This window comes from Streptococcus infantis, assembly GCF_964243025.1.
Taxonomy (GTDB): Bacteria; Bacillota; Bacilli; order Lactobacillales; family Streptococcaceae; genus Streptococcus; species Streptococcus infantis_N.
Genome location: NZ_CAXTDJ010000004.1, coordinates 180,573 through 206,019 on the forward strand (window position 1 = coordinate 180,573; position 25,447 = coordinate 206,019).

25 protein-coding genes are annotated in these 25,447 nt (G+C 41.7%); 2 read left to right on the plus strand and 23 right to left on the minus strand.

All coding sequences use genetic code 11. The annotated features are described in order from the left end of the window. Positions 1 to 76: 76 nt before the first annotated feature. Positions 77 to 1,969 (minus strand): sucrose-specific PTS transporter subunit IIBC, encoded by a 1,893-nt coding sequence (locus ACESNQ_RS06155; RefSeq protein WP_373075787.1) that lies wholly within the window; start codon positions 1,967 to 1,969, stop codon positions 77 to 79. A gap of 354 nt (positions 1,970 to 2,323) precedes the next feature. Between ACESNQ_RS06155 and ACESNQ_RS06160 the strand changes: the two genes are divergently transcribed. Both ACESNQ_RS06160 and ACESNQ_RS06165 read left to right on the plus strand, forming a co-directional pair. Then, positions 2,324 to 3,778 (plus strand): sucrose-6-phosphate hydrolase, encoded by a 1,455-nt coding sequence (locus ACESNQ_RS06160; RefSeq protein WP_373075788.1) that lies wholly within the window; start codon positions 2,324 to 2,326, stop codon positions 3,776 to 3,778. After that, positions 3,759 to 4,724 carry a LacI family DNA-binding transcriptional regulator gene (locus ACESNQ_RS06165; RefSeq protein ID WP_373075789.1) on the plus strand — a complete coding sequence of 322 codons (966 nt, stop codon included), beginning with the start codon at positions 3,759 to 3,761 and terminating at the stop codon, positions 4,722 to 4,724. Before ACESNQ_RS06160 ends, ACESNQ_RS06165 begins: the two co-directional genes overlap by 20 nt. A 38-nt stretch (positions 4,725 to 4,762) precedes the next feature. Here the strand turns inward: ACESNQ_RS06165 and ACESNQ_RS06170 are convergent, their stop codons facing one another. From ACESNQ_RS06170 to yqeH, 22 genes are all read right to left on the minus strand, one after another. After that, positions 4,763 to 6,037 carry a hydroxymethylglutaryl-CoA reductase, degradative gene (locus ACESNQ_RS06170; RefSeq protein ID WP_373075790.1) on the minus strand — a complete coding sequence of 425 codons (1,275 nt, stop codon included), beginning with the start codon at positions 6,035 to 6,037 and terminating at the stop codon, positions 4,763 to 4,765. Continuing rightward, positions 6,037 to 7,209 carry a hydroxymethylglutaryl-CoA synthase gene (locus tag ACESNQ_RS06175; RefSeq protein WP_373075791.1) on the minus strand — a complete coding sequence of 391 codons (1,173 nt, stop codon included), beginning with the start codon at positions 7,207 to 7,209 and terminating at the stop codon, positions 6,037 to 6,039. Before ACESNQ_RS06175 ends, ACESNQ_RS06170 begins: the two co-directional genes overlap by 1 nt. Positions 7,210 to 7,371: 162 nt before the next feature. Then, positions 7,372 to 7,821, minus strand: a complete 450-nt coding sequence (locus ACESNQ_RS06180; RefSeq protein WP_373075792.1) for a threonine/serine exporter family protein — start codon at positions 7,819 to 7,821, stop codon at positions 7,372 to 7,374. A gap of 1 nt (position 7,822) precedes the next feature. Beyond that, positions 7,823 to 8,581: a threonine/serine exporter family protein gene (locus tag ACESNQ_RS06185; protein ID WP_373075793.1), complete on the minus strand. Its 759-nt coding sequence runs from the start codon at positions 8,579 to 8,581 to the stop codon at positions 7,823 to 7,825. Between the two features lie 86 nt (positions 8,582 to 8,667). Further along, positions 8,668 to 10,554 (minus strand): Stk1 family PASTA domain-containing Ser/Thr kinase, encoded by a 1,887-nt coding sequence (pknB, locus tag ACESNQ_RS06190; protein ID WP_373075794.1) that lies wholly within the window; start codon positions 10,552 to 10,554, stop codon positions 8,668 to 8,670. Next, the gene (locus ACESNQ_RS06195) at positions 10,551 to 11,288 is read right to left on the minus strand and encodes a Stp1/IreP family PP2C-type Ser/Thr phosphatase (protein ID WP_373075795.1); all 738 of its coding nucleotides are present in this window, start codon (positions 11,286 to 11,288) and stop codon (positions 10,551 to 10,553) included. The genes pknB and ACESNQ_RS06195 overlap by 4 nt, the downstream gene beginning before the upstream one ends. Positions 11,289 to 11,303: 15 nt before the next feature. Further along, entirely contained in the window at positions 11,304 to 12,617 is a 1,314-nt protein-coding gene (gene rsmB / locus ACESNQ_RS06200) for a 16S rRNA (cytosine(967)-C(5))-methyltransferase RsmB (protein ID WP_373075796.1), read from the minus strand. Beyond that, on the minus strand, positions 12,610 to 13,545 hold the full coding sequence (gene fmt / locus ACESNQ_RS06205) for a methionyl-tRNA formyltransferase (RefSeq protein ID WP_373075797.1): 936 nt from the start codon (positions 13,543 to 13,545) through the stop codon (positions 12,610 to 12,612). Before fmt ends, rsmB begins: the two co-directional genes overlap by 8 nt. An 11-nt stretch (positions 13,546 to 13,556) precedes the next feature. Continuing rightward, positions 13,557 to 15,953 (minus strand): primosomal protein N', encoded by a 2,397-nt coding sequence (locus ACESNQ_RS06210; protein WP_373075798.1) that lies wholly within the window; start codon positions 15,951 to 15,953, stop codon positions 13,557 to 13,559. Positions 15,954 to 16,037: 84 nt separating this feature from the next. Next, a complete protein-coding gene (gene rpoZ, locus ACESNQ_RS06215; protein ID WP_004251389.1) occupies positions 16,038 to 16,352 on the minus strand; it encodes a DNA-directed RNA polymerase subunit omega in 315 nt (104 codons plus the stop codon). A gap of 24 nt (positions 16,353 to 16,376) precedes the next feature. Continuing rightward, positions 16,377 to 17,003, minus strand: a complete 627-nt coding sequence (gene gmk, locus ACESNQ_RS06220) for a guanylate kinase (protein WP_000775049.1) — start codon at positions 17,001 to 17,003, stop codon at positions 16,377 to 16,379. Positions 17,004 to 17,139: 136 nt separating this feature from the next. Beyond that, positions 17,140 to 18,753: a ribonuclease Y gene (locus ACESNQ_RS06225; protein ID WP_004251393.1), complete on the minus strand. Its 1,614-nt coding sequence runs from the start codon at positions 18,751 to 18,753 to the stop codon at positions 17,140 to 17,142. A 216-nt stretch (positions 18,754 to 18,969) separates the two neighbouring features. After that, positions 18,970 to 19,224, minus strand: a complete 255-nt coding sequence (locus tag ACESNQ_RS06230; protein WP_373075799.1) for a Txe/YoeB family addiction module toxin — start codon at positions 19,222 to 19,224, stop codon at positions 18,970 to 18,972. Positions 19,225 to 19,227: 3 nt separating this feature from the next. Beyond that, positions 19,228 to 19,482, minus strand: coding sequence for a type II toxin-antitoxin system Phd/YefM family antitoxin (locus ACESNQ_RS06235; RefSeq protein ID WP_373075837.1), 255 nt, complete (start codon positions 19,480 to 19,482; stop codon positions 19,228 to 19,230). A 131-nt stretch (positions 19,483 to 19,613) separates the two neighbouring features. Continuing rightward, positions 19,614 to 20,711, minus strand: a complete 1,098-nt coding sequence (locus tag ACESNQ_RS06240) for a nucleotidyltransferase (RefSeq protein ID WP_373075800.1) — start codon at positions 20,709 to 20,711, stop codon at positions 19,614 to 19,616. A gap of 9 nt (positions 20,712 to 20,720) precedes the next feature. Next, positions 20,721 to 21,461 (minus strand): class I SAM-dependent DNA methyltransferase, encoded by a 741-nt coding sequence (locus ACESNQ_RS06245; RefSeq protein WP_373075838.1) that lies wholly within the window; start codon positions 21,459 to 21,461, stop codon positions 20,721 to 20,723. Positions 21,462 to 21,678: 217 nt separating this feature from the next. Then, positions 21,679 to 22,029, minus strand: a complete 351-nt coding sequence (gene rsfS, locus ACESNQ_RS06250; RefSeq protein ID WP_373075801.1) for a ribosome silencing factor — start codon at positions 22,027 to 22,029, stop codon at positions 21,679 to 21,681. A 12-nt stretch (positions 22,030 to 22,041) separates the two neighbouring features. Continuing rightward, entirely contained in the window at positions 22,042 to 22,542 is a 501-nt protein-coding gene (locus ACESNQ_RS06255) for a cysteine hydrolase family protein (protein WP_373075802.1), read from the minus strand. After that, complete coding sequence (gene yqeK, locus ACESNQ_RS06260; RefSeq protein ID WP_373075803.1) at positions 22,543 to 23,136, minus strand: bis(5'-nucleosyl)-tetraphosphatase (symmetrical) YqeK; 594 nt, start codon at positions 23,134 to 23,136, stop codon at positions 22,543 to 22,545. Further along, entirely contained in the window at positions 23,136 to 23,765 is a 630-nt protein-coding gene (locus ACESNQ_RS06265; RefSeq protein ID WP_373075804.1) for a nicotinate-nucleotide adenylyltransferase, read from the minus strand. The genes yqeK and ACESNQ_RS06265 overlap by 1 nt, the downstream gene beginning before the upstream one ends. A 50-nt stretch (positions 23,766 to 23,815) precedes the next feature. Further along, positions 23,816 to 24,127 carry a ribosome assembly RNA-binding protein YhbY gene (yhbY, locus tag ACESNQ_RS06270; RefSeq protein ID WP_000060171.1) on the minus strand — a complete coding sequence of 104 codons (312 nt, stop codon included), beginning with the start codon at positions 24,125 to 24,127 and terminating at the stop codon, positions 23,816 to 23,818. A 211-nt stretch (positions 24,128 to 24,338) separates the two neighbouring features. Next, positions 24,339 to 25,445, minus strand: coding sequence for a ribosome biogenesis GTPase YqeH (gene yqeH / locus ACESNQ_RS06275; protein WP_373075805.1), 1,107 nt, complete (start codon positions 25,443 to 25,445; stop codon positions 24,339 to 24,341). Between the last annotated feature and the right edge of the window lie 2 nt (positions 25,446 to 25,447).

Genomic DNA, 25,447 nt, shown 5'->3' on the forward strand with positions numbered 1-25,447 from the left:
TTTAGATTTTCCTCTGTAAATTTTACCATTCAATCAAAAACGAACAAACATGACATTTGTTCGTTTTTTTGATTTATTAAGCTTTAACTTCGATGATTGCGTCACCCTTAGCAACTGATCCAGAAGCAACTGGATTTACTGAAGCAAAGTCCGCAGTGTTTGTTACGATAACCATAGTTGTGTTATCAAGTCCTGCAGCGGCAATCTTAGCTGAGTCAAATGTTCCAAGAACATCTCCAGCTTTAACCTTGTCACCTTGGGCAACTTTATGGTTGAAGCCTTCACCATTCATTGAAACAGTATCGATACCAACGTGAATTAAGATTTCAGCACCGTTAGCTGTTCTCAATCCATAAGCATGGCCAGTTGGGAAGACGATTGTTACTTCAGCATCAGCTGGTGCATAAACAACATCTTGGCTAGGTTTCACGGCGATACCTTGTCCCATAGCTCCGCTTGAGAATACTGGGTCATTCACATTTGAAAGAGCAACAACATCACCAACGATTGGAGTTTGGATAACACCTTCGCTAAGTGAAACAAGATTACCAGTTACTGCTTCTTCTGTTAAACGGTCAGTTTCAACTTCAGAAATTGCTCCTGAAACTTCTTCTACTTCATCTTCGTAACCAAACATGTAAGTAAGAGCAAAACCAAGTGCAAATGATACAGCTACCATAAGAAGGTATTGTGGAAGTTGTCCATTACCAACATAAAGAGAAGTTCCAGGAATGATAGTAATACCCATACCAGTACCAGCAAGACCAAGGATAGATGCCAATCCACCACCAATAGCACCAGCGATCAATGAAAGGAAGAATGGTTTACGGTAACGCAAGTTTACCCCGAAGATAGCAGGCTCAGTAATACCAAGGAATGCAGAAAGAGCAGCCGGGAAAGCCAAAGCTTTCAATTTAGGATTTTTAGTTTTCACACCAACAGCTACAGTTGCAGCACCTTGAGCAGTCATAGCAGCTGTAATAATAGCATTAAACGGATTAGCTCCTGCAGCTACTAGTTTAGCTTCTAAGAAGTTGAAGATATGGTGAACACCAGATACAACGATTACTTGGTGAACTCCACCAATCAAGAATCCTCCAAGTCCAAATGGCAAATGTAGGATGGCTTGAGTACCTGCTAAAATGTACTCCTCAACTACGTGGAAGATTGGTCCAATAAGGAAGAGTCCGAGAATTGACATTACCAAAAGTGTTACGAATGGTGTTAGCAAAAGATCCAAAACTTCTGGAACCACTTTACGAACAGCTTTTTCAAATTTAGCTCCGACAACCCCGATGATGAAGGCTGGAAGAACGGACCCTTGCAAACCAACAACAGGAATAAAGCCAAAGAAAATAGTTGGAGTTACGTCCCCACCAGAAGCTACAACCCAGGCATTTGGTAATTGACCTGCAATTAGCATCATACCAAGAACAATACCGATTGTTTGATTACCACCAAATACACGGAAGGTAGACCAAACAACCAGAGCTGGCAATACAATAAAAGCTGTATCCGTTAAAATCTGTGAGTAAACATTTAAATCATTAGGAAGTGTGTATCCAAGCGAAGCCAAAAAACCACGAAGTCCCATGAAGAGACCAGTTGCTACGATTGCTGGAATGATTGGAACGAAGACGTCACCGAAAGTACGGATGGCACGTTGGAACCAATTCCCTTGTTTAGCAGCTTCTGCTTTCATATCTTCTTTAGAAGATGTTGGCAAACCAAGAGCTACGACTTCATCGTACATCTTGTTTACTGTACCAGTACCAAAGATGATTTGGTATTGACCTGAGTTAAAGAAAGCGCCTTGAACTTTTTCCAAGTTCTCGATAGCATCCTTGTTAATTTTCGCTTCATCTTTCACCATCACACGGAGGCGAGTCGCACAGTGAGCTACACTGTTGACATTTTCACGTCCGCCTAAGGCATCGATGACTTTTTTTGCAATTTCTGTATTGGTCATTTGCAAAAATCTCCTTATAAAAAATTTGTTCTTGTTTGAAAGCGATTTTACTCGCCCTACGAGTATTATTTTATCATCTTTCAAAAATATGTCAAGCGTTTTGCAGAAAAAGTTTTTTGGTTATTAAAGTTTTTGCTACTTTGTTGATAAAATCCTCTCAAAAATGCCTGTTCCTACGTGTTTTTATGTGTATTTTTTCAGAAACTTTCATATTTTCATTGATTTTCATAAAAACAAGCTCCTAATTGTCTGTCAATCGTTTGACATTTTTTTCTCAAATTCGATATAAAAGACTTGCTTTTTTATAAGGAAACGTTTACTATAAAGATAGTAGAATTTATGGAGGGAATATAAATGGAATGGACTACCGAGCGTCGTTATAGACGCTATGAAGATTGGACACAAAAAGAAAGAAAAGAAATCCAAGAAAAGATGGCACAATCCCCATGGCACGTCAGCTATCACATTGAGCCAAAAGAAGGACTCCTTAATGATCCAAATGGTTTTTCTTACTTCGATGGCAAATGGATTGTTTTTTACCAAAATTTCCCCTTTGGTGCAGCTCACGGTTTGAAATCTTGGGTTCAGCTTGAAAGCGACGACTTGGTTCACTTTACTGAAACAGGTGTAAAAATATTACCTGATACTCCTCTGGATAGCCACGGTGCTTACTCTGGATCTGCCATGCAGTTTGACGATAACTTGTTCCTATTCTATACAGGTAATGTTCGTGATGAAAATTGGATTCGCCATCCTTACCAGATTGGTGCCTTAGTGGACAAGGATGGAAAGATTGATAAGATTGATAAGATCTTGATTGACCAGCCAGCAGACTCTACTGATCATTTCCGCGATCCGCAAATTTTTAACTTTAAAGGTCAATACTATGCTATCGTCGGTGGACAGGACTTGGATAAAAAAGGCTTCGTCCGTCTCTACAAGGCTGTTGACAACGACTACACAAACTGGCAAGCAGTTGGCGACCTTGACTTCGCTAACGATCGCACTGCCTATATGATGGAGTGCCCAAATCTTGTCTTTGTCGGAGAACAACCTGTCCTTCTTTACTGCCCACAAGGTTTAGATAAAAGGGTTCTTGACTATGACAATATCTATCCAAATATGTATAAAATCGGCGCTTCCTTTGACCCAGAAAATGCTCGTATGGTAGATGTGTCTGAACTTCACAATCTTGATTATGGATTTGAAGCCTATGCCACTCAAGCCTTCAATGCTCCTGATGGTCGCGCCCTGGCAGTCAGCTGGCTTGGTCTACCAGATGTTTCTTACCCATCTGACCGTTTCGATCATCAAGGAACCTTCTCATTAGTCAAGGAACTTACCATTAAAGATGGCAAACTCTATCAGTATCCTGTAGCAGCTATCCAGGACCTCCGAGCTTCAAAAGAGGAATTTTCAAATCGTTCTGAAACTAAGAACACCTACGAACTTGAACTAAACTTAGAGGCTAATAGCCAAAGTGAAATCATCCTTCTTGCTGATAAAGACGGCAAGGGGCTCTCTATCAATTTCGATCTTGTCAATGGCCAAGTAACCGTTGACCGCAGTCAGGTAGGTGAGCAATACGCTCAAGAATTTGGAACTACTCGCTCATGTCCAATTGATAACCAAGCTACTACCGTAAATATCTTCATCGACAATTCAATCTTTGAAATTTTCATTAATAAAGGAGAAAAAGTATTTTCTGGTCGTGTCTTCCCACATGAGAACCAAAATGGAATCCTTATCAAATCTGGAAACCCAACTGGAACATACTACGAATTAGAATATGGTCGCAAAACTAACTGATGTCGCAAAATTAGCTGGTGTCAGCCCTACTACCGTTTCACGTGTCATCAACAAAAAGGGTTATCTGTCAGAAAAAACCATTCAAAAAGTCAATGATGCTATGCGTGAGCTGGGCTATAAACCCAACAACCTTGCTCGCAGTCTTCAAGGTAAATCAGCCAAGTTAATCGGTTTGATTTTCCCTAAAATCAGCCATGTTTTCTATGCTGAATTGATTGATAAATTGGAACACGAACTCTTCAAAAAAGGTTACAAGACCATCATCTGTAATAGTGAACACGATTCGGAAAAAGAACGCGAATACATCGAAATGTTAGAAGCCAACCAGGTGGACGGCATCATTTCGGGAAGTCATAACCTTGGGATTGAGGATTACAATCGCGTAACCGCTCCGATCATTTCATTTGACCGTAACCTATCACCAGACATACCTGTCGTTTCTTCTGACAACTATGCTGGCGGAGTCCTAGCCGCTCAGACCTTGGCTAAAACTGGAGCCAAGTCTATCATTATGATTACAGGAAATGACAATTCCAATTCACCAACTGGACTTCGTCATGCTGGTTTTGCTTCAATCTTGCCAAAGGCTCCTATTATCAATGTTTCCAGTGATTTTTCACCCCTTCGTAAGGAAATGGAAATTAAAAATATCCTGACCAAACAAAAACCAAATGCGATTTTCGCCTCTGATGATTTAACTGCTATTTTGGTTATTAAGATTGCCCAGGAGCTTGGTCTCTCTGTTCCTGAACAACTCAAGGTAATCGGATATGACGGGACTTATTTCATTGAAAATTACTACCCTCACCTCACTACCATTAAACAACCCTTGGAAGAAATTGCTCGCCTAACAGTTGATTTGCTCTTACAAAAAATTGAAGGCAAAGAGGTTGCTACCACTGGTTATTTCTTGCCAGTTAGTCTCTTACCAGGTAAAAGTATTTAAGCACAAAAAAACTCAGACTAGTTTCGTCTGAGTTTTTCTTATGATCTTAAGTTTTTCAAAAGTGTTTGGGCTTTTTCTAAATTAAAAGTTTTTTCAGCAATCAAGCTTTCTACCAACTTAGGCACTTCAGCCTCTGTGGCTCCTGCAAGGAGGGCTAGTGACTTCGCTTGAAGTTTCATGTGTCCATGCTGAATTCCTGTGCTGACAAGAGCTTTAAGAGCTGCAAAGTTTTGTGCAAGACCAATTGACACGATAATTTGAGCCAATTCCTTAGCTGATGGATGACCTAGCAATTCATGGCTGAGAACTACACGAGGATTAAGACCAATTGATCCACCCTTGGTAGCAACTGGCATCGGCATAGTCATCTCTCCTATTAACTCTTCTGTTTCCAAATCCATCGTCCAACGACTGAGACCTCGATAAACACCATCATGACTGGCATAGGCATGCGCTCCTGCTTCGATGGCACGCCAATCATTTCCAGTAGCAATCAAGAGAGCATCAATTCCGTTAAAGATTCCCTTGTTGTGAGTCGCTGCTCGATAAGGATCTGCTTTAGCAAACTGGCTAGCTAAAACCATTTTTTCCGCTAGTTCACGCGCTTCATCCTTCTGGCGGCTCAAATAACGAAAGGCAATCCGACAAGTTGCAGTTACTAGAGAATCTGTGGCATAGTTGGATAGAATGCCCATTAAACTTTGCCCTTGACTTAGAGCTTCTATGCTAGGTTTTAAAGCCTCTAACATGGTATTGAGCATATTAGCTCCCATGGCTTCCTGAGTATCCACATGGAGATAAACCACTAAAAAGTCAGCCTCACCAGAAATTTTCTCAACTGTTAGCTCTCTGGCTCCACCACCACGTTTGACAATAGATGGATAGGCTTGGTTTGCTTGTTCGAGTAGCTCTGCTTTCTGACTCAAAATAGCCTGACATGCTTTATCCCTATCTGGAACCTGATAAAGAGCTACCTGACCAATCATTTGGCGTTGATGAACCTGAGCAGTAAAACCACCCGCACGTTTGATAATCTTACTAGCAAAACTAGCCGCAGCAACGACAGATGGCTCTTCGGTCACATAAGGAACTGTGTACTCTTGACCGTTTACCAACACTTCTGGAACTACAGAGTATGGAAGTGAGAAGGTCCCCACTACATTTTCACTCAGTTGGTCCGCAACTGCTATACTAAGATTTTCATTTTGCTCAAGACTTTCTTGGGCTTCCATAGAAGTAAGCGCCTGAGACTTAACGAACTCAAGGCGCTCTTGAATTGATTTTTTAGCAAATCCATTCCAATTTTTTTTCATTATTTTTCAACCTTGCTGTAGCGACGTTGGTGTTCTACAATCTCAACCAGAGCATAGTCCTGTCCTTCATAGCCTGACATGGTTGCAGAACCTGACTCATCCAAGTTTGCTTCCTCAAAGAAGATTCGTTCATAATCAGCTACGCTCAATGCTTGACGCTGGTCTAGCAATTCTAAGCGATTTTTCTGCAATTGCTGTTCATAGCCTTCAACCAATTCCACACTGAAGAACTCAGATACAGCACCGCTTCCGTAGCTATAGAGAGCTAGCTTGTCCCCTGCTTTGAGACTATCAGAGTTTTCAAGAAGAGACAAGAGTCCTAAAAAGAGTGAACCTGTATAGATATTCCCAACTTTTTGGCTGTAAATAATGGACTCATCAAAGTGTTTTTGAAGTAAATCCTTTTTCTCTTGAGGTAGAGATTTATCAAGAATTTTTTTCAATCCCTTGAGAGCTAGCTTTGGATATGGCAAATGGAAACAAATAGCTTCAAAATCATTCAAGTCGCAATCATAACGCTTTTGGTACTCTTCCCAAGTCGTTTTTAAGCTATCCAAATACTGCTGTGTTGAGTAGACTCCATTTACAAATGGGGTCGTTGAATAATTTGGACGCCAAAAGTCCATGATATCACGAGTCTGCGCAACGTTATCGTTGTTGAAGATCATAACACGTGGATTTTGACTAATCAACATGGCAACACAACCTGCTCCTTGAGTTGGTTCCCCAGGAGTTTCGACACCATATTTTGCAATATCACTAGCAAGTACCAAAACTTTTGATTTAGGAGAATTTTCTACGTGTAACTTAGCATAGTGAAGGGCCGCAGTTGCACCATAGCAAGCTTCTTTGATTTCAAAACTACGAGCAAAAGGTTGAATTCCAAGTAGACCGTGTACAAAAACCGCAGCAGCCTTACTTTGGTCTACTCCAGATTCTGTCGCTACGATAACCATATCAATCTCTTGCTTCTCTTCTTCAGTCAGGATAGAATTTCCTGCACTGGCAGCCAAGGTAACAATATCCTCTGTTAAAGGAGCAATACTCAATTCTTTTAAAAGGAGTCCTTTACTCAATTTTTCAGGATCAGTCCCTCGAGCTTCTGCTAAATCTTGTAATTTCAAAACGTATTGACTGGTCGCAAAACCAATCTTATCAATACCGATTGTCATATTTACCTCTATTTTTATCATTCATTGTAAAAATTCGTTCACCTCTATTTTATCATAATTGAGGTCAAATGAGCGAAAAAAGACTTGATTCCCCAAATCAAGTTCATTTCTATCGTCGTACTCACGCTCTTTCAGCCACTCTACCCACGAAAAAATCGAGACTTAGCTAGCTCGATTCTTTTTGAGATAGTGATACAACTTCAGTACAACTGTCCCACTTGCCATTCCTATAGAGATAACAAGGGCCAACATCATCACCAACATTGCGCTGGCAATGGCGTTTCTATAGTCGCCTGTCACAAAAAATGAAGTCGTTCGATAAGAGAGATAACCCGGTACCAGCGGAGCTAAAATCGCTAAAGAAAACACAACTGCTGGTGTTTTGTAGAGAATACTCATAATCTGGCTGATACAAGAACCAATTACAGCGGCAATAAAGGTCGCCAAAATAACATTAGTTGGCTCCTTGAGTATTAGATAGAGCAGCCAGATTAACATCCCCAAAACTCCACCAGGAATGAGCATGGAACGTTGGACGTTTAAAACGATTAAAAAAGTGATAATAGCTAGCAGACTAGCTAGAGCCTGCAATAAAAATGTTGTTAGAGTCATATTAGTTCATGAGTACGAGGGCGACAGAGGTGCCTGCCCCTAAGGCAAGGGTAACCAGCAAGGATTCAAACATCTTGCTCATACCAGAGTTAATGTGATTGGTCATAATATCTCTAACAGCATTGGTCAGAGCAATTCCCGGTACAAAAGGCATGACCGCACCTGCAATGACCAAATCAGCTGTAGACGGTAAACCAGAATAGCGCGCCCAAAATTGTGCAATCAAACCAAAGACAAGGGCACCTGCAAAAGCTGTCATAAAGGGAATACGGATAAATTTTTCTACGTAAAGAGAACAGGTGAAAGCAAATATGGTTGCCACTCCTGCACCAATGGCATCGTAGACATTCCCCCCGAACATGATAGAGAAGAAGGGAGCACTAAGGGTTGCTGCAGCAGTTAGCTGAACATTGGTGTAGGGAGATGCCTTAGCATTTAATTGCTTGAGTTGAATAAAGGCTGTCTCCAAATCAAGCTGCCCTGATACAAGTTGCCGTGAAATCTGATTGACATCACACACCTTCTCAATATTATAAGCAGAGGAGGTTACTCGTTTCATTCGAGAGATATTTGTATTTTCAATGGAGAAAAAAATAGCTGCAGGCATAGCCAAAACATTACAATCCATGATGCCTTGTGAATGAGCAATTCGAATCATGGTGTCTTCGACACGATGGATTTCAGATCCATTGCGAAGCAGAATTGTTCCTGCTAACATAATGACATCAATGACTGCATTCAGTTTTTTTGATTCGTCCATGTTCCCCTCCTTTTTAAACTCTTTTTATTTTATCATAAATTTTAAGGAAAAAAAATCTTTGTCACAAAAACTGTGACAAAGATTGATTAGTTCTCACCATTATGGTTCTCCGACTGATTATTCGATGACGGAGATGACGGTGCTGTCGTAGTTTGAGGTTCTCTAATCTGTGGTGATGTCTCTCCACGATTTGGATTTCCTTGTGAAGGATTTGTTGTCGTTGTTGTTGTTTTCGGTTTGTAGATAGAAATTTTGATACGAGTTGTATTCAAATCTACACCTTCACCTGGTTTTGGACTTTGACTAACCACAGTATCCTCAACAGTCCCTTCTGGTGCTGTAGAAACCTCTACTACTTCAATATTCGCCTCTTTAACACCGACTATCTGAATCAAGTTATTCTTGGTAAATTCAAGGCTTGATCCAATATAACTTGGCATAGGAACGCTAGTTACCTTCTTGGCTACTGTCAAGGTAATCTCTGTCGCCTTACTAAGATCATAAGTGGTTCCTTCTGGTAGACTCTGTCTCATAACAAGTCCTGCCTCTGTTTCACTTGATTCTTCTTCTACAACCTTGATGAGATTTTCAGGAACTTTTTTCCCTTTCAACTCTGCAATGACGTCTGTAGAATTGCGTCCAATATAATTTCCAATTTTAAATGATTGCTGACCTGAAGAGATAATGAGATTGACTTTAATACCTTCTTTACGAGACGAACCAGCATCTGGATCCGTTCGAATCACTCGGCCTTCTTCTACCGTATCACTAGCTTCAGACTTTTCCTCGCCAATTTCAAAATTAGCTTTTTTAAGTTTTTCCTTAGCTTCTGCTACAGTTTGTCCTGCAACATTTGGAATTTCAACAGTTGCTGGTGTTTTGGATACTATCCAAAAGAGAGAAGCCAAAACAAGTATAAAGCTAGCCAAAATCACCAAATACCTCGCTTTAAAACGACGTTTCTTGACTGGTTTTGCAACAGTTTCTTTACTAGTTGCCTTTTGAGTCGGCTTTTGGTTCTGAGGACTTTCTTCCTTTGGTTGCACTTTAGGAATCGCTGTTAAAGTAGATTGTGAAATTTTCGGTAAGGTTTTTGTGTCAACTTTACTTGTATCTTCAAATACCAGCTTTGGTTCATTTCGACGGTTATAAGAAAGACTGCTCAATAAGTCAACATACATCTCTGAGACAGTTTGATAACGGTCTGTCAACTTTTTAGCTGTCGCTTTTATAACTACATTTTCCAAGGATTGTGGCACTGATGGGTTTTCTGCAATGACCGAAGGAAGTGGTTTTTGGAAATGCTGAAGTGCAATGGTCACAGCACTATCTCCATCATAAGGAATATGACCTGTCAACATTTCGAAAAAGATAATTCCCATTGCATAAATATCACTCTGTATGGTCGCCTTAGAACCACGCGCCTGCTCAGGTGATAGATAGTGAACAGAACCCAACATGGAGTTGGTCTGTGTCAAACTGGTTTCTGCAAAGGCCACTGCAATCCCAAAGTCAGTAACTTTTGCGGTTCCATCAGGAGTCAAGAGTATATTTTGAGGTTTTAAATCACGGTGAATAATCCCCTTTGCATGCGCCAAACGCATAGCCAAGAGAATTTGCCCCATGATACGAACAGCTTCCTCGTTTGATAGAGGGTAGTGTTCTTTGATATAACGTTTGAGGTCAAGCCCAGCTACATATTCCATAGCTAGATATTGTTGACCGTCTTCTTCACCGATATCCGTAATTCGAACGATATGAGGATGATCTAGGTCCGCCATCGCACGTGCTTCACGCTGAAAACGTGCAACAGCGATTGGATCCGTTTGGTAGTTGGTCCTCAGGACCTTCACCGCTACCTCTTCCCCATCCAGAATCAAATCTTTGGCCAGGTAGACATCTGCCATCCCACCACGGCCAATTTGTTTGATAATCCGATATCGTCCGGCAAATATCTTGCCGATCTGGATCATTCTGATTCCTCCTCAATCGCAATCAAGGCAACAGTAATGTTGTCAAGCCCTCCGGCATTGTTTGCAAAACGTACTAAGGTTGCCGCCTTGTCTTCAAGTGAAATATCACTTGTCACGATGTCATAGATTTCACTTCCTGAAATCATATTCGTGAGACCATCACTGTTCATAACGATATAGTCACCAGGTTCCAAACTTACAATTCCTAAATCAGGTTGAATCTCATCTTTTTGTCCAATAGACTGGGTAATGATATTTTTTTGTGGATGCGCTTCAGCTTCTTCAGGTGTTAATTGACCTGCCTTGAGCAACTCATTGACTAATGAATGATCACTCGTTAATTGTTGGTACTCTTCTCCACGAACCAAGCCGATACGAGAATCACCAATATGAGCATAGATGGCTTGGTTATCAATGATTGCAAGGGCTTCTAGAGTTGTACCCATTCCTTTATATGCTTCATCACGCCCCAATTGATAAATCTTTTGATTTTCAATTTCTAGGTGTTCTGCAAACCATTCACGAACTTCATTCACGGTATCAATCTGAGTATCTACCCAGGCAACACCTAAGTCCGTAACTGCCATCTCACTGGCAATATTACCCGCTCGATGTCCTCCCATCCCGTCAGCCAAGATAATCATCGTACGACCGGCACGGTTGACAAAAAGATTGACATAGTCTTGATTATTTGTACGTTTCTGACCCACATCTGTTAATAATGAAATCTCCATTGTGTCAGTTCCTTCCTAATTGGATATCTTACGAAATTGGCTGATAAAGAATCCATCACTTCCGTACAATTCTGGAGTAATGAGGATGCAGCCATCTTTTAGGATATCCTTGCATTCGTGTTCTAGTTTAACCTGCTCGAACTCTGGATGACTTTCTAAAAATGCTTGAACCACTTGAAAGTTCTCCTCAGAGACAATAGTGCAGGTACTATAAGTTATTATACCACCTTTACGTAGCGTTTGACAAACACTACCTAATATTTCCAACTGAATTTCCTGTAATGACGCGAAATCAGCAGTGTCTTTGTTGTATTTGATATCTGGTTTCCGACGCAATAGACCAATCCCTGAGCAAGGGGCATCAACAAGAATCTTATCAAATTGATCCTTACCAAAAAACTCGTGAACCTTTCGGGCATCCAATTTTTGTGTTTGAACACGGTCTGCTACACCTAGGCGCTCTGCATTCTCTTGAATTAAAGTGAGTTTGTGGTCGTAGAGATCCAGAGCTGTTACCTGACCTGTCGTGAGATAAGAGGCCATATGGGCTGTTTTCCCACCTGGAGCTGCACAAGCATCCAAAACCTGCTCCTCTCCTTGTAGCTCTAGTGTTGGTGCAACCAGCTGACTAGACTCATCCTGGATAGTAATAGCCCCTTCAGCAAATAAGTCATGACCCGCAAAATGCCCCTGCTCCTTGACCAGACCAGAAGCTGATAAAGCAGAATCACTTGCATCAAGCATTTTTTTGATTTCCTCTTTTCGGCTCAAATCTGTTACCCGAATACTGGCTTTATTGCGTTGCAAAAGACTCTCAAAAATCGCTTGCGCTCGCTCTTCTCCATACTCTTCCTTGAGCTTAGAAACTAACCACACTGGCAAAGAGTAGGCGATAGAATCACGCTTGTTCTTACGCTTGATACTGGCAATATCTGGCAAGCCATCACGCAAGATACGACGAAGGACTGCATTGACCAGTTTTTCGCTACCCTTTTTACGAAGTTTTGCAATTTCTACCGCTTCATTGACCACTGCATGATCAGGAAGCTTATCCAAGTATTGGAGTTGGTAGACGCTCATGAGAAGCAAAACATAGAGCCAGCTGTCTAGCTTGTCTCTATCCTCAATAAAGTGAGACAAATACCATTCTAAAGTTAGTTTACGAGCTACGGTTCCATAAACAAGCTCTGTCACTAATCCCTTGTCTGCTGCTGACAGTTGACTTCCCTTGAGGTGTTTATTTAAGGCGATATTGGAGTAGGCTTGATTGACAAAGACATCCTCTAGCACCTTTAAGGCTAAGTATCTAGCCGTTTCTACTTTAGTCACCAAAGCGTTCTCCTACTGCCAAACTTCGTCCCACTCCGTTAAGGAAGGAAGCAATGTCCATTTTAGGTTTTCCTGCTGGTTGAACCTGCTTGAGAGACAGGGCTCCTTCTGCTGTTGCGACAATCAATTCTTTCTTACTGATGGAGAGTATCTCTCCAGGATTCCCCTGACCTTCAACCGGCAAAGCTTCATAGATTTTGAAACGTTCGCCCTTTAGGAAAGTGTGGGCAACTGGCCATGGATTCATCCCACGGATTTGGTTAAAAAGTTGACGGTTGGTCTTGTTCCAGTCCAATTTTTCTTCCTCAGGTTTGATATTTGGTGAGAAAGTTACTTTGCTTGGATCTTGCGGTTGAGGTTGAATTTCACCAGCTATATAAGCAGGAAGGGTCTCTAAAAGTAAATCACGCCCAACAATGGCTAATTTTTCAAATAAGGTACCGACATTATCCTCATCTGTAATTGGGATGCTACGACGGGAAATCATATCTCCTGCATCCATTTCCTTGACCATTTCCATAATAGTCACTCCTGCCTCCTCATCCCCTTGAATCAAGGCATAATGGATAGGAGCTCCACCACGGTGTTTGGGAAGGAGGGAGGCGTGAACATTGACTGCAAAATCCATGCTATCAAGGAGTTTACTTGGGAGAAATTGTCCAAAAGCTACAGTAACAATCCCGTCAGCTCCCAAATTCATGATAGCTTCCATTTCTGGACTACCTGATAATTTTTCTGGTTGGTAGATAGGTAGGCCTGCCTCTTTGGCAGCTTGTTTCACTGGGGTTTCTTGGATAACTTTTTTACGTCCAACCGCACGATCTGGCTGAGTTACAACCGCTACAATCTCGTAGCGGTCATCTGACAAAAGCCCCTTTAAAACAGTTGCTGAAAAATTGGGAGTTCCCATAAAGATTAGTTTTGTCATCTTTTCTCCTTCTATAAAAATTGTTGCGGTTCGTTGTCAATACTGAGACGAAGTTCGCTATTTTCACGTTCTTGAGTTAGGGCTAAGACCTGATTAAGGGTTGAAGCTAACTCATCTTCTAAACGGTATTTAATCAAAATTTGGTAATGATAGAGGTTATGAGTACGAGCGATAGGTTTTGGCGTTGGTCCAAGGATAATACTAGCATCCGACAAACCTGACCGCAAAATATCCATGACTTGATAAGCACGTCTAAGAACCTCTTCTTCTTTTTTATGAGATAAGGTGATTCCAATAGTGAAATAATAAGGTGGATAACCCAACTGACGTCTGATACCCATTTCATAGGCATAGAAACCTTCGTAGTCCTGATCCTTGGCAAATCGAATGGCATAGTGTTGTGGATTATAGGACTGAATCAAGACCTGACCTGCCTTTTCAGCACGACCGGCGCGACCTGCCACCTGGGTCAAGAGTTGGAAGGTTCTCTCAGAAGAACGAAAATCAGGCAGGTTCAAGGCTGTATCCGCATTGAGAACACCAACCAAGGTCACATTTGGAAAATCCAAGCCCTTTGCAATCATCTGGGTTCCTAGCAATATGTCCGCTTCACCATTGCCAAATTGTTCAAGTAAAGCTTGGTGACTACCCTTCTTACGAGTGGTATCCACATCCATGCGTAGAATGCGTGCCTCTGGAAAGAGTTCTGCTAGCTCATCATAGGCCTTCTGAGTTCCCGTTCCATAATATCGAATACTACGACTCTGACAATTTGGACAGACATGAGGAATTTCCTTCGTAAAACCACAATAATGACAATTCATAGTCTTAGTATCCATGTGCAGCGTCAAGGAAATATCGCAATTTGGACAGGTATCAACTGTCCCACATTCCCGGCACATGACAAAGCTAGAATAACCACGACGATTGAGCATGAGAACAACCTGCTCTTTTTTATCCAGTCGATCTTGAATTGCCTCAATCAGTGGTGGTGTAAAGTTTGATGTTTCATTCTGTCCGATATAATCACGGAAATCAATGAGTTGAACTTCAGGAATACTTGCTAAAGGATTGGCCCGTTGAGTCAGACGTAGATGTTGATAAACACCCTTACCAGCACGCGCACGACTCTCTAAACTCGGTGTCGCAGAACCAAGGACTAGGGCAGCTTGATTGTACTGAGCTCGTAAAAGAGCCACATCTCTAGCATGGTAGCGAGGATTGCTGTCTTGCTTATAGCTAGCCTCGTGCTCTTCATCGATAATGATAACACCTAGATTTTTCAAAGGTGCAAAAATAGCAGACCTGGCCCCAACAACTACCTGAGCATCTCCACGCTCCACCTTGCGCCATTCATCGTACTTTTCACCATTTGACAAGCCAGAGTGGAGAATGGCGACTTGCTCACCAAACCGAGCAATAAAGCGCTCGGTCATTTGAGGCGTCAGAGAGATTTCCGGAACTAGAACAATCGCTGTTTTCCCCATATCCAGGGCACCTTGGATAATCTGCAGGTAAACCTCGGTTTTACCACTTCCTGTAATTCCTTGTAGAAGAAAGGAAGGATGTTTCTTTCCAATCGCTCCAACAACCGCCTTACAGGCTTGTTTTTGCTCTGGGTTTAACTCTAAGGCTTGATTTGACTCGATTCCTTCAAAGTAGGCAGCTGAACGTTGAACTTCCTTTTGAAGAATCGTCAAAGCACCCTGTTCCACAAAGAAGTTAACTTGTTCCCGTGAGTAATGTTCTAACAAAGTAGCCAAAGGAGTACTTTCTGGATGTGCTAATAAATAATCTCGCAGTTCCAATTTCTTCTTGGCACGGTTGGAGATTTCTAGCTTTTCTAATGTCTCAAGATTCACTTGGACCCAAGACTGTGTTTTGACTTTCTTCTGATCCACAGCCTGATACTCTAACTTCAAAAGTCCTTTGCGAGTCAATCGCATCATCTCGGCCTGCTTTTCTAAGTCTAGAGATGAAAAGGCTAGAGATTCTTGCGAACCGAATAAGCGCTCCTTTTCCTCCTGACTCAAGCCTTCCAGAGGATAGAGGATTTTATCATAGCTAGAATTCAAAAAGCCCGGAAGCATAGCTTTTAGAATAGAAATCTTGTATGAAAAAACTGACTTACGTAGTTCTTCAGCTAACCAGAGTTGTTCCTCCGTTAAGACAGGAGAAAAGTCCAGCACCTCAGCAATTTCTTTCAAGTCCTCATCTGCCACATCTAAATCAGATTCTTGTTCCATTCCAAGAACAATTCCCTGAATCAAGCGATTGGCCTTCCCAAAAGGCACATGAACCCGCATACCAACTTCCAGCATGTCTACAAATTCCTCAGGAACCTTGTAACTGTATGGTTGGTCCGTCTGCATCAAGGGAACATCCACAATGATTTTTGCAATAGCCATATCCTCACCTCCTTCTTTACTTAAATCGTTTCAATTGATTGAGTATTCTTGCAATAGAAAAAATAAGATTGAGTCCCCCCAACCTTAAATTTTTTCACCTTCTTCTTTTTCTTTCGCGATTTGCTCTTTGATTTTCTTTTCTTCTTCTTCTCTCAATCGTCTTTCTTCTTCGATACGACGACGAACAGCTTCGCGTTTCCCTTCTGGATCTGGGTGGATGGTTACATTCCCTGATTCAATTTCTTCCAAGGCACGAAGTGTAGATTTTTCAGATTTGAATTCTTGTGTTGGAGTTGCTCCAGCTTCTAATTCGTGAGCACGTTTTGCTTCCAAGATGACGAGTGAATATTTTGATGGTACCTTGTCAAGCAAGGTATCAATAGAGGGCTTAAGCATCATTTGTTTGTACCTGTTTTCTATAGTTTATCGAATAGTTGGAGACTTTGGTAGCATATCCTGGTAGTGACCGATGACACGATCGACGCGGAAATGTTCTGCTTCAATCACACGTTTGACACGTTCTGCGGCAAGAGGAACATGATCATTAACAATAGCATAGTCGTACTCACGCATCAAAGCAATTTCTTCTTTGGCTTTTTCGATACGTTGGGCAATCACTTCTGCACTATCGGTACCACGGCCTACGAGACGATCTTGCAATTCTTCCAAATCTGGTGGTGTCAAAAAGATAAAGACTGCATCTGGAACTTTTTTCTTGACCTGAAGAGCTCCCTGCACTTCAATTTCAAGGAAGACGTCAATCCCCTTATCAAGGGTTTCATTGACATAGGTCAGAGGAGTTCCGTAGTAGTTGCCTACATACTCTGCATACTCTAACATCTGTCCTTGACGGATCAATTCTTCAAATTCTTCACGCGTACGGAAGAAATAGTCAACTCCGTCTACTTCACCTGGACGTTGAGCCCGTGTTGTCATAGATACAGAATATTGGAATTGGTTTTCAGAACTCTCAAAAATTTCTCGTCTAACCGTTCCTTTTCCAACTCCTGAAGGACCTGAAAAAACGATTAGTAAGCCACGGTCTGCCATGATGTCTCCTTTGGATAGTTTGTGAAATGCCTTGGAAATTCATTCAAAATTCTCTTTGTGAAGGCATTTCTGCTTACTACAATCTTTCTATCTAGTGTAACAAAAAAGCAGTAATTTTTCAACTGCTCTTTCTTATTTATTTTGCATAATCAACTGCACGAAGTTCACGAATCACGGTTACCTTGATATTTCCTGGGTAATCGAGGTTGCTTTCGATTTTCTCACGAACTTTGTGAGCCAAGATTGTGACCTTGTCGTCCTTGATTTGACCTGGATTTACCATGATACGGATTTCACGTCCCGCTTGAAGGGCAAAGCTATTTTGAACTCCTTCAAAGCTATTCGCGATTTCCTCTAAATCATGGAGACGTTTGATGTAGCTTTCAAGCGATTCGCTTCGAGCTCCTGGACGGGCTGCACTTAAGGCGTCCGCTGCAGCAACGAGAACTGCGATTACACTTTCAGGCTCTACATCACCGTGGTGACTAGCAATTGTGTTAATCACGACTGGATGCTCTTTGTACTTGCGAGCCAATTCAGTACCAATCTCAACGTGACTACCTTCTACTTCTCGGTCAATGGCTTTACCAATATCGTGAAGGAATCCTGCACGGCGGGCAAGAGCTGCATTTTCACCAAGTTCGCTAGCCATGATACCAGCTAACTTAGCCACTTCGATTGAGTGTCGCAAGACATTTTGTCCGTATGAAGTACGGAACTGTAAGCGACCCATGATCTTCATCAAGTCTGGGTGAAGGTTTGGTGCACCGATTTCATAGGCAGCAGCTTCACCATATTCACGAATTCTGTTATCAATTTCTTGACGGTTTTTCTCAACCAACTCTTCGATACGAGCTGGGTGAATTCGTCCATCCTTAAGCAAGGTTTCCATCGTCATACGGGCAATCTCACGTCGGATAGGATCGAAACCTGACAAGGTTACCACTTCTGGCGTATCATCAATGATGACATCAACCCCTGTCAAACTTTCAAAGGTACGGATATTTCGCCCTTCACGACCAATGATACGACCTTTCATCGTATCATCAGGCAGATGAACTGTCGAGTTGGTAGACTCAGCTACATACTCACCAGCAATTCTCTGCATCGCTTGGGACAGGATATCCTTAGCAAGCTTATCTGAACGTTCCTTGACTTCTTGCTCCGCCTCACGAATGCGGCTAGCAATTTCCTTGGTCAAGTCTTCTTCTGTTTGAGCTAAGATAATATCTTTTGCCTCTGACTGAGTCAGACTTCCGACACGCTCAAGTTCAGCTTGCTTTTGCTTTTCAATTTCCTCTAGTTGCTCTTCACGTGCATCAAGGTTTTTTGCTCTATCAGAAATACTTTGTTCTTTTTGTTCAAGTGTTTTTTCTTTGTTCGTCAAATTATCGTCTTTACGGTCAAGGCTCGTAGCTCTCTCCGTCAAACGACTTTCGATTTGCTTGAGTTCTTGACGCTCCGACTTAAATTCAGCGTCCACTTCTTCGCGGTATTTTCTGGCTTCCTCTTTAGCCTCCAATAGTGCTTCTTTTTTAAGGGATTTGCTTTCACTTTTAGCTTCATTAAGTAATAAATCCGCTTCGCGCTCAGCTTGTCCTCGTAAATTAGTTGCTTCTTGTTCAGCATTTAAAAGCATCAACTCTGCAGCCTCTTGTGATGATTTCATCTTGACTGAGATGCTGACATATCCAATGACTAAACCAATGATGACGGCAAAAACAACTATAACAATTGTCATAATTTCCATGTTTTTACCTCAATTTATTTGTTTATCTGAATGACATGCATTCTTATACATTTTACCACAAAAAAATATTTTTAACAAACCTTAAATGGAAGTTGTTATAGTTATTTTTAGGAGCAATATCTTCATTTTCCTTAGTAAAATAAGCTTCTTAAACCTAACTATTTTTTAAAAGAATTTTTTTGCAAAAAACTAAAAAAAGCCCACCTCTCAGTAGACTTAGTAATGATCTTTAAAAGATAAGAAAGCGACGCTATCACCATCCATCATATAGATGATGCGATTTTCTGCATTAATTCGCCGTGACCAAGCTCCTTGATAGTCATACTTGAGTGGTTCTGGTTTCCCCATTCCTACAAAAAGATCGCGTTGAATATCCTTGATTAGTTTGTTGATTCTCTTTAATGTCTTCTTATCTTGGTTTTGCCAATAGCAATAATCCGCCCAGGCATCTTCTGTAAACTTGAGTAGCATCCATTACTCCTCAATATTATGAACTTTGGCCTGCCCTGCTCGAACTTGAGCCATCCCTCGCAAAACCTTGTCAGAAAGCTCCTTGTTTTGAGCAACCCTCAGCGTTTCTTGAATACTATCCCACTCACTCCTTGAAAGAACTACAATGTCCTCGTCAGGATTTTTATTGACCACCGTCAAAGGTTCAAACTCATCGTTTACCTTCTTCATATAGTCCTTTAAATGATTTCGGAATGTTGAGTAAAGAACTGCTTCCATAACCATACCTCGTTTTACCTCTTTTCCACTATTATACACGAAAAGAAAAAAGTTGTCAGGAACTTGTACAAGTTTTTCCATTTCTATCTAGTTATTCGAAAAAACTAAAAAAAGCCTACCTTTCAGTAGACTTAGTTTGTTTCGATTCTGATTGGCACTCGACCAAAATTTTGTTCTGCGATACTTGGGTGTCCCAGTTGATAAATTTGGTCTGCCTTTTGAGTTATAGCATCCCAAGGCTCTTTGCCGATTCGGCTAACTAGCTGGACTTGGACTTTCAAGGATTTAAGATGTTGTCTGCCTTTTTCAGTGAAGCCAAGGACATGGATGGCTTCTGGCAAGTCACTTTCTCTGGCTTGCACCAAAATATAGGTCAAGAGGCGTCTGACACGCGCTTTGGTGTAGCGTTTGGTAGCAACTACCTCGACCAATTCGTCAACAGACCAAGCTGTCTTGATGGCATCCTTGATGCGTACAGCCATTTCTTGATTGACCTGATAGATGGTGGTTAGGTCGGGATTGGACAAGATTTGATAGCGAAGCAAAGGAAAATAATCTTCCCAATTTACCTTACTAGCATTTTCAAAAAGGGCAACAGATGGCATAAAGCGTTCTAAGAAATCTTGGTCTGATTGATGCTGGCGGATAGCTGTTGCCGAGGCAAAGTCCACATCCTTATCCACAGAATGATAGCCAGCTCCCTGACGCTGAATCGGATGCAGTTTGATGTTGAGTCCTGGAACCGCCTTGGCATAGGCCAAAGCAAGAACATGATTGGGTGTATGGCCTGAAAAATCAAGACCAGCAAATTCCTTCCACATGGCCTGGGTTTTCTGAGGGTAGGAGAGTGAATCAGGTAGATTGTCCACAAAATTCTCCATCTCAGCACCTTGCTCCGTGTATAGGTCAGCAATTTTCTGATAATCCAGAACTTCCTCTGTTCCAAAAGCTAGGGTATCAATGCCCAAGCGAGCCAAGATATCCACAGCTCCTTGACCAAAGAAATCTGCCGCCTGAACACTGACTAAAAAGGGCAATTCCACTACCAGATCAGCGCCATTTTCAAGCGCCATCTGGGCTCGTGTCCACTTATCCACGATAGCAGGCTCTCCACGCTGCATGAAATTCCCAGACATGGCAACAATTTTCAGCCCCTCTGCTTGATCCAGTAGGTATTTATGCCCGTTATGAAAAGGATTGAACTCTGCGATAATACCTGTAATGGTCATAGAAATCTCCTACTTCTGAGCGACGAAAAACCAACGGGTGCTAGTTTCTGTTGGTTCCTTGTCTTCAAAGTCCGCTAAGAGCTTGAAGGATTTGAATCCAGCCTGTTCCAGTAAAATATCATAAGTCAAGACCTCATAAGTCCGTTCCTCATGGACTTCATCATGACGACTAAAGGAACCGTCTGCTTCCTTAACAAAGAAAGTCAACTCATGCACGATAGAATGTGGTGCTGCATCCTCATAGGTATCCCAGAGCATGGCAAAATCTTCCGCATTTTCATGATAGGAATAGCCTGGGAAGACCTCATCAGTCTGGTAAGTCGAATGTACATCAAAGATAAAGACCCCATCCTCATTGAGAGCATTATAGACTTCTTTAAAGACATCCCCTACTTCCACTTCATCCTGCATGTAGCAGATAGAATCGGAATAGCAGGTCACAAAGTCGTATTTACCAGCCTTGGATAAATCCAGCATATTGCCTTCAATAAAATCAATCTTTTGCTTGGCTGATGCCGCTCTCTTTTCGGCAATCTTCAGCATATCCGCACTCAAGTCAAGTCCAGTCACATCAAAACCAGCTTGAGAAAAGCGCACAGACTGAATCCCTGTCCCACAAGCCAATTCCAAGAGTTTCTTTCTCTCCTTAGTCTTAGGTAGATGACGGAGGGAAAAGTTCGTCCATTTGTCATATAAACTATCATCCATAACTGCATCATAGACCGCCGCAAAGGTTTCATAAGTAGCCATAATCATGATACCAAGAGCGTCCATGGCAAACACCACTCGCCCTTTACCTTTCAATCAATTTTTCTAAAATAAGCAAATAAAACCCAGTTGACTGCAACTGAGTTCAATTGTAACGCTATAGTCTTTTCGTTTGCTTTTAGTACTAGGCAACGAATTGCAGGCATAACTAGAGTTAGGCAAAATGAGTTAACGCCGTAATAAAAGATAAAGGAAAAGACTATAAAGTTTCTGAGAGATCTACAGAATTAGCCTCATGCCATAACTTTTCTAGGTTATAGTGGGCACGCATTTCTTCTGAAAAGATATGCACAACGACACTGCCGAGGTCTAGCAAAACCCAGCCTCCAGCTGCATCACCTTCGATATGACTTCCTTTAAAGCCTGCTTCAGCTACTTTTTCACGGATGTTATCAGCGATAGCGTCCAACTGACGACTATTCATCGAGCTAGTGATAACAAAGTAGTCCGTCACGCTAGTCAAATCTTGTACATCAAGTGCGAGGATATCCTCCGCACGTTTCTCATCAGCCGCTTTCACGACTAGTTCTAGTAATTCTTTTTCGTTCATTTAGTCCTCTTTCTAGAAAATATGTTTGTAATCTAGGACATCTGCAAAGCGCCCCTCCCAAATGCCCTCATAAAATTCATTTATCGTTTCTGCTGGAATGCCATTCCCATCAAAGGTTGTGACAGCACCTTCTGGAATAATCAGCTCATAGCCATATTCAAAGGCAACCTTGACAGAGGTATCCACACAATATTCTGTCTGCATACCACATAAAACTAATTTTTCAATCCCCTGTTTATCCAAGTATTCTTTTAAACCAGTTTCTTTGAAAATACTGTTATACTTCTTCTGAAAGACCTTTTCATTAGGTTTTCGACTTAAAAGCTCAGATAACTGCCAATCTTCTGATGTTTGAGCTTCAGCGTTCTCAATATGTTGAACATAAATAATTTCGATATTCTTGCTTCTAGCCTGGTTTTGTAAATAAGAAATTTTGTCCAATAGACTATTTGTCTGAAAACCGGTTTCCACTAAAATATTCTGAACATCAATGATTATAAAAGCCGATTTCATTTAGTCCTCTTTCAAATAGTGCACAAAGGCGTTATAGGTTTCAAGGGTTTGGGGATAGATGGGGAATCTCTGATGAGCTAGATGCTCCACAGTACGAGCTGTTTCGTAGGCCACTGCCTTATTGAGCGATAGCTCAGCAATTTCACGCGCCTCATCTACACCTGGAAAGGCACGATTGTGTTCGATATAGTCTGCGACATAGATAACCTTATCAAGATCAGTCATCTGACCAGCCCCGACTGTATGGATTTCAATGGCTCGCATGATTTCTGAATCATGCAAATCCAAATCTTCCTGAATCTTGTAAATTCCAACCATGCCATGCCAGACATTATTACCCCAGTTTTTGAGGTCAGGGTCTAGCTGGTAACGGTCAATCAAGTCTAAAAATTCCTGATCTGACAGCTTTTTAGCATAGTCATGAAGAAGGCCTGCTAGACCAGCTTTCTCAGCATCAACTCCGAATCTTTCTGCTAGCTCTATGGCTGCACGCTCCACACCTAAGCAGTGGGTTAACCGTTTTTCAGGTAGAAGCTCTGCCATTTTTTCCAACAATTCTTCACGCGAACAGTTGATATAGTCTTGGTATGCCATCAGTAAAGCCCTTCTTTCTCAATATAGTCTAGCACTGGTTTTGGCAAGAGAAAGTTAGGTGTGCGACCTTGGGCGATGAAATCACGTACCATACTGGATGAAATATCCATGAGGGGCACATCCACCCAGATGACTGGATAAGAAGTCCCAGCCTTGTATCGTGGTCGCTGAACCCCTACAAACTGAACGAGGTCGACCAATTCATCAATTCTGTACCACTTAGGCAGATAGTCCACCATGTCGGCTCCGATAATGAAATAATAATCCGTATCTGGATGTTGCTCTGTCAAAATCTTCATGGTGTCGTAGGTGTAGGAAATGCCCTTGCGCTCTAGCTCAATGGTTTCAATAGCTAGATCGTCGACTCCATCAATCGCCAATTCAAGCATCTTGAGGCGATGGTGCTCAGGGATGGTTTCCTTTTTGTCTACATGTGGTGGTTGATATTCAGGCATGAGCAGAACTTGATCCAATCCTAACTGTTGGCGCACTTGATCTGCCACGATAAGGTGGGCGTTGTGAACAGGGTTAAAATTCCCCCCTAAAATTCCAACTTGCTTGCGTTTTTTATCCTTGATTTCTGGCTCTAACTCCACTTTGGTAAAGGGAGTTAATAGTTCGATTGCCATAGGCTAATCTCCTTTAGTCTTCTGTAAAAACAGTTTTTGGAGCGTCATGCTTAGATTTCTTTAACTTTTTTAGAAATCTTGCGATTTTCTTTCTTGCTTGATTGTTTATACAAAATCAAGATGCGTCCGATTTTTTGAACTGTATCCACACCGATTTCTTCTTCCAAGATTTCAGCTACTTCGTGGATGTTTTCATCTGTGTTTTGCAAGAGAGTAACCTTGATCAATTCACGGGCATCAAGTGCTTGACGAACGCTGGTTTTAATTTGGTCGTTGAGACCATTTTTCCCTATTTGGATGATGGGTTTGAGGGTGTGTGCCTGGCTGTTGAGGAAGGCACGTTGTTTTGATGTTAATGACATATTCTTTCTTCCTTTTTTGATAGTTATTTTAGGTGGTGAGGGACGGTCGGAACTAATTTTCCAAAGAATTCATCTTTGAAAAATGGATTTCCTGACCTCACAATTGAGCCTAGGTCTCAATTGTGCCTCTTGCCAATCTATAGATTGGCAATCACACCACGGCAATAACTATCTCTACATGAGCTCACTTTGTTCGCTCAGTGATTTTATTTTAAATAATTGCTTTTCGTGTGACGACTGCGACGCCTTCTGGTGCCCAGACGGCTACTTTGGCAGTTCCTGTTACACGGATCCAGCCTAGTCCTGAGATAACGAGATCAGTCTTATCCTTGATAGTAAAGACATGTTGGACCAGTTTTGGAAAGTCTTCTTTTTCCTTGCTATTCGGTGGTGTAAGGAGGGTTCCAAGGTGCTTATCGTAAAAGTCACTCGCTCCTTCAAGCTTGGTACGATGAAGTTTGAGTTCATTGTCAAAGAAAGCTGTAAATCCTTGCTTTTCTCCTGCTATGAAATCAAAGCGTCCCAAACCACCTAAAAATAGGGTTTGCTCAGGATTGAGCTGGTAGGTTTTAGGTTTGATTTCCTTTTTAGGACTGACATACTTGAGATTTTTAGCCGTCAAGTAGTGGGCCATCTGATGACGATGGATAATTCCTGGTGTATCATAGATATAAGAACCATCATCAAGTGGGATCTCAATCTTATCTAAGGTTGTCCCTGGGAAACGTGAAGTTGTGATAACGTTCTGGTCACCCGTAATTTCCTGGATAATAGCATTGATAAGAGTTGATTTCCCAACATTGGTAACCCCAACTACATAGACGTCACGACCCTTACGGAAGTGCTCAATCTTGTCAATGACTTCCTTGATAGCATGCTTGTTTTGTGCTGAAGTTAGGACGACATCAACAGGACGTAAACCTTCTTCGTGGGCACGTTCCATGAGCCATTGACTAATCTTGCCAGGCTTAACAGACTTAGGAAGGATGTCTTTTTTATTTCCAACCAAGAGAACATCGTTGCCTGATACAAAGCGAGGCAATCCTGGGATAACAGAGCCATTAAAGTCAAAGATATCGATGACGTTCACTACTAAGGCATCACTGTCTCCTACCTCGTGCAAGAGTTTGAGGAAATCATCATCCGTCAACTGCACATCTGTGATTTCATTGTAATGACGAAGACGAAAACAACGTTGGCAATAAACTTCACCAGTCTCCAAACCTTTTTCAAGTGCTGACTGAGGCGTAAACCCTAGACCAGTCTTATCTGTCGTCTGAATGGTTGCTCCACAGCCAATACAGAGAATTTCTTCCATAG

Excerpts from the sequence above, each read along its gene's own strand:
- yqeK (WP_373075803.1), bottom strand. The coding sequence starts at position 23,136 with ATGGCATACCAAGACTATATCAACTGTTCGCGTGAAGAATTGTTGGAA.
- ACESNQ_RS06195 (WP_373075795.1), bottom strand. The coding sequence starts at position 11,288 with ATGGAGATTTCATTATTAACAGATGTGGGTCAGAAACGTACAAATAAT.
- ACESNQ_RS06255 (WP_373075802.1), bottom strand. The coding sequence starts at position 22,542 with ATGAAATCGGCTTTTATAATCATTGATGTTCAGAATATTTTAGTGGAA.
- ACESNQ_RS06235 (WP_373075837.1), bottom strand. The coding sequence starts at position 19,482 with ATGGAAGCAGTTCTTTACTCAACATTCCGAAATCATTTAAAGGACTAT.
- ACESNQ_RS06180 (WP_373075792.1), bottom strand. The coding sequence starts at position 7,821 with ATGACTCTAACAACATTTTTATTGCAGGCTCTAGCTAGTCTGCTAGCT.
- ACESNQ_RS06155 (WP_373075787.1), bottom strand. The coding sequence starts at position 1,969 with ATGACCAATACAGAAATTGCAAAAAAAGTCATCGATGCCTTAGGCGGA.
- yqeH (WP_373075805.1), bottom strand. The coding sequence starts at position 25,445 with ATGGAAGAAATTCTCTGTATTGGCTGTGGAGCAACCATTCAGACGACA.
- ACESNQ_RS06225 (WP_004251393.1), bottom strand. The coding sequence starts at position 18,753 with ATGGAAATTATGACAATTGTTATAGTTGTTTTTGCCGTCATCATTGGT.
- ACESNQ_RS06160 (WP_373075788.1), top strand. The coding sequence starts at position 2,324 with ATGGAATGGACTACCGAGCGTCGTTATAGACGCTATGAAGATTGGACA.
- rpoZ (WP_004251389.1), bottom strand. The coding sequence starts at position 16,352 with ATGATGCTTAAGCCCTCTATTGATACCTTGCTTGACAAGGTACCATCA.
- ACESNQ_RS06245 (WP_373075838.1), bottom strand. The coding sequence starts at position 21,461 with ATGGCTACTTATGAAACCTTTGCGGCGGTCTATGATGCAGTTATGGAT.
- ACESNQ_RS06210 (WP_373075798.1), bottom strand. The coding sequence starts at position 15,953 with ATGGCTATTGCAAAAATCATTGTGGATGTTCCCTTGATGCAGACGGAC.
- ACESNQ_RS06230 (WP_373075799.1), bottom strand. The coding sequence starts at position 19,224 with ATGCTACTCAAGTTTACAGAAGATGCCTGGGCGGATTATTGCTATTGG.
- ACESNQ_RS06175 (WP_373075791.1), bottom strand. The coding sequence starts at position 7,209 with ATGACAATCGGTATTGATAAGATTGGTTTTGCGACCAGTCAATACGTT.
- rsfS (WP_373075801.1), bottom strand. The coding sequence starts at position 22,029 with ATGAACGAAAAAGAATTACTAGAACTAGTCGTGAAAGCGGCTGATGAG.
- ACESNQ_RS06240 (WP_373075800.1), bottom strand. The coding sequence starts at position 20,711 with ATGACCATTACAGGTATTATCGCAGAGTTCAATCCTTTTCATAACGGG.
- fmt (WP_373075797.1), bottom strand. The coding sequence starts at position 13,545 with ATGACAAAACTAATCTTTATGGGAACTCCCAATTTTTCAGCAACTGTT.
- ACESNQ_RS06265 (WP_373075804.1), bottom strand. The coding sequence starts at position 23,765 with ATGGCAATCGAACTATTAACTCCCTTTACCAAAGTGGAGTTAGAGCCA.
- ACESNQ_RS06165 (WP_373075789.1), top strand. The coding sequence starts at position 3,759 with ATGGTCGCAAAACTAACTGATGTCGCAAAATTAGCTGGTGTCAGCCCT.
- ACESNQ_RS06170 (WP_373075790.1), bottom strand. The coding sequence starts at position 6,037 with ATGAAAAAAAATTGGAATGGATTTGCTAAAAAATCAATTCAAGAGCGC.
- pknB (WP_373075794.1), bottom strand. The coding sequence starts at position 10,554 with ATGATCCAGATCGGCAAGATATTTGCCGGACGATATCGGATTATCAAA.
- ACESNQ_RS06185 (WP_373075793.1), bottom strand. The coding sequence starts at position 8,581 with ATGGACGAATCAAAAAAACTGAATGCAGTCATTGATGTCATTATGTTA.
- gmk (WP_000775049.1), bottom strand. The coding sequence starts at position 17,003 with ATGGCAGACCGTGGCTTACTAATCGTTTTTTCAGGTCCTTCAGGAGTT.
- yhbY (WP_000060171.1), bottom strand. The coding sequence starts at position 24,127 with ATGTCATTAACATCAAAACAACGTGCCTTCCTCAACAGCCAGGCACAC.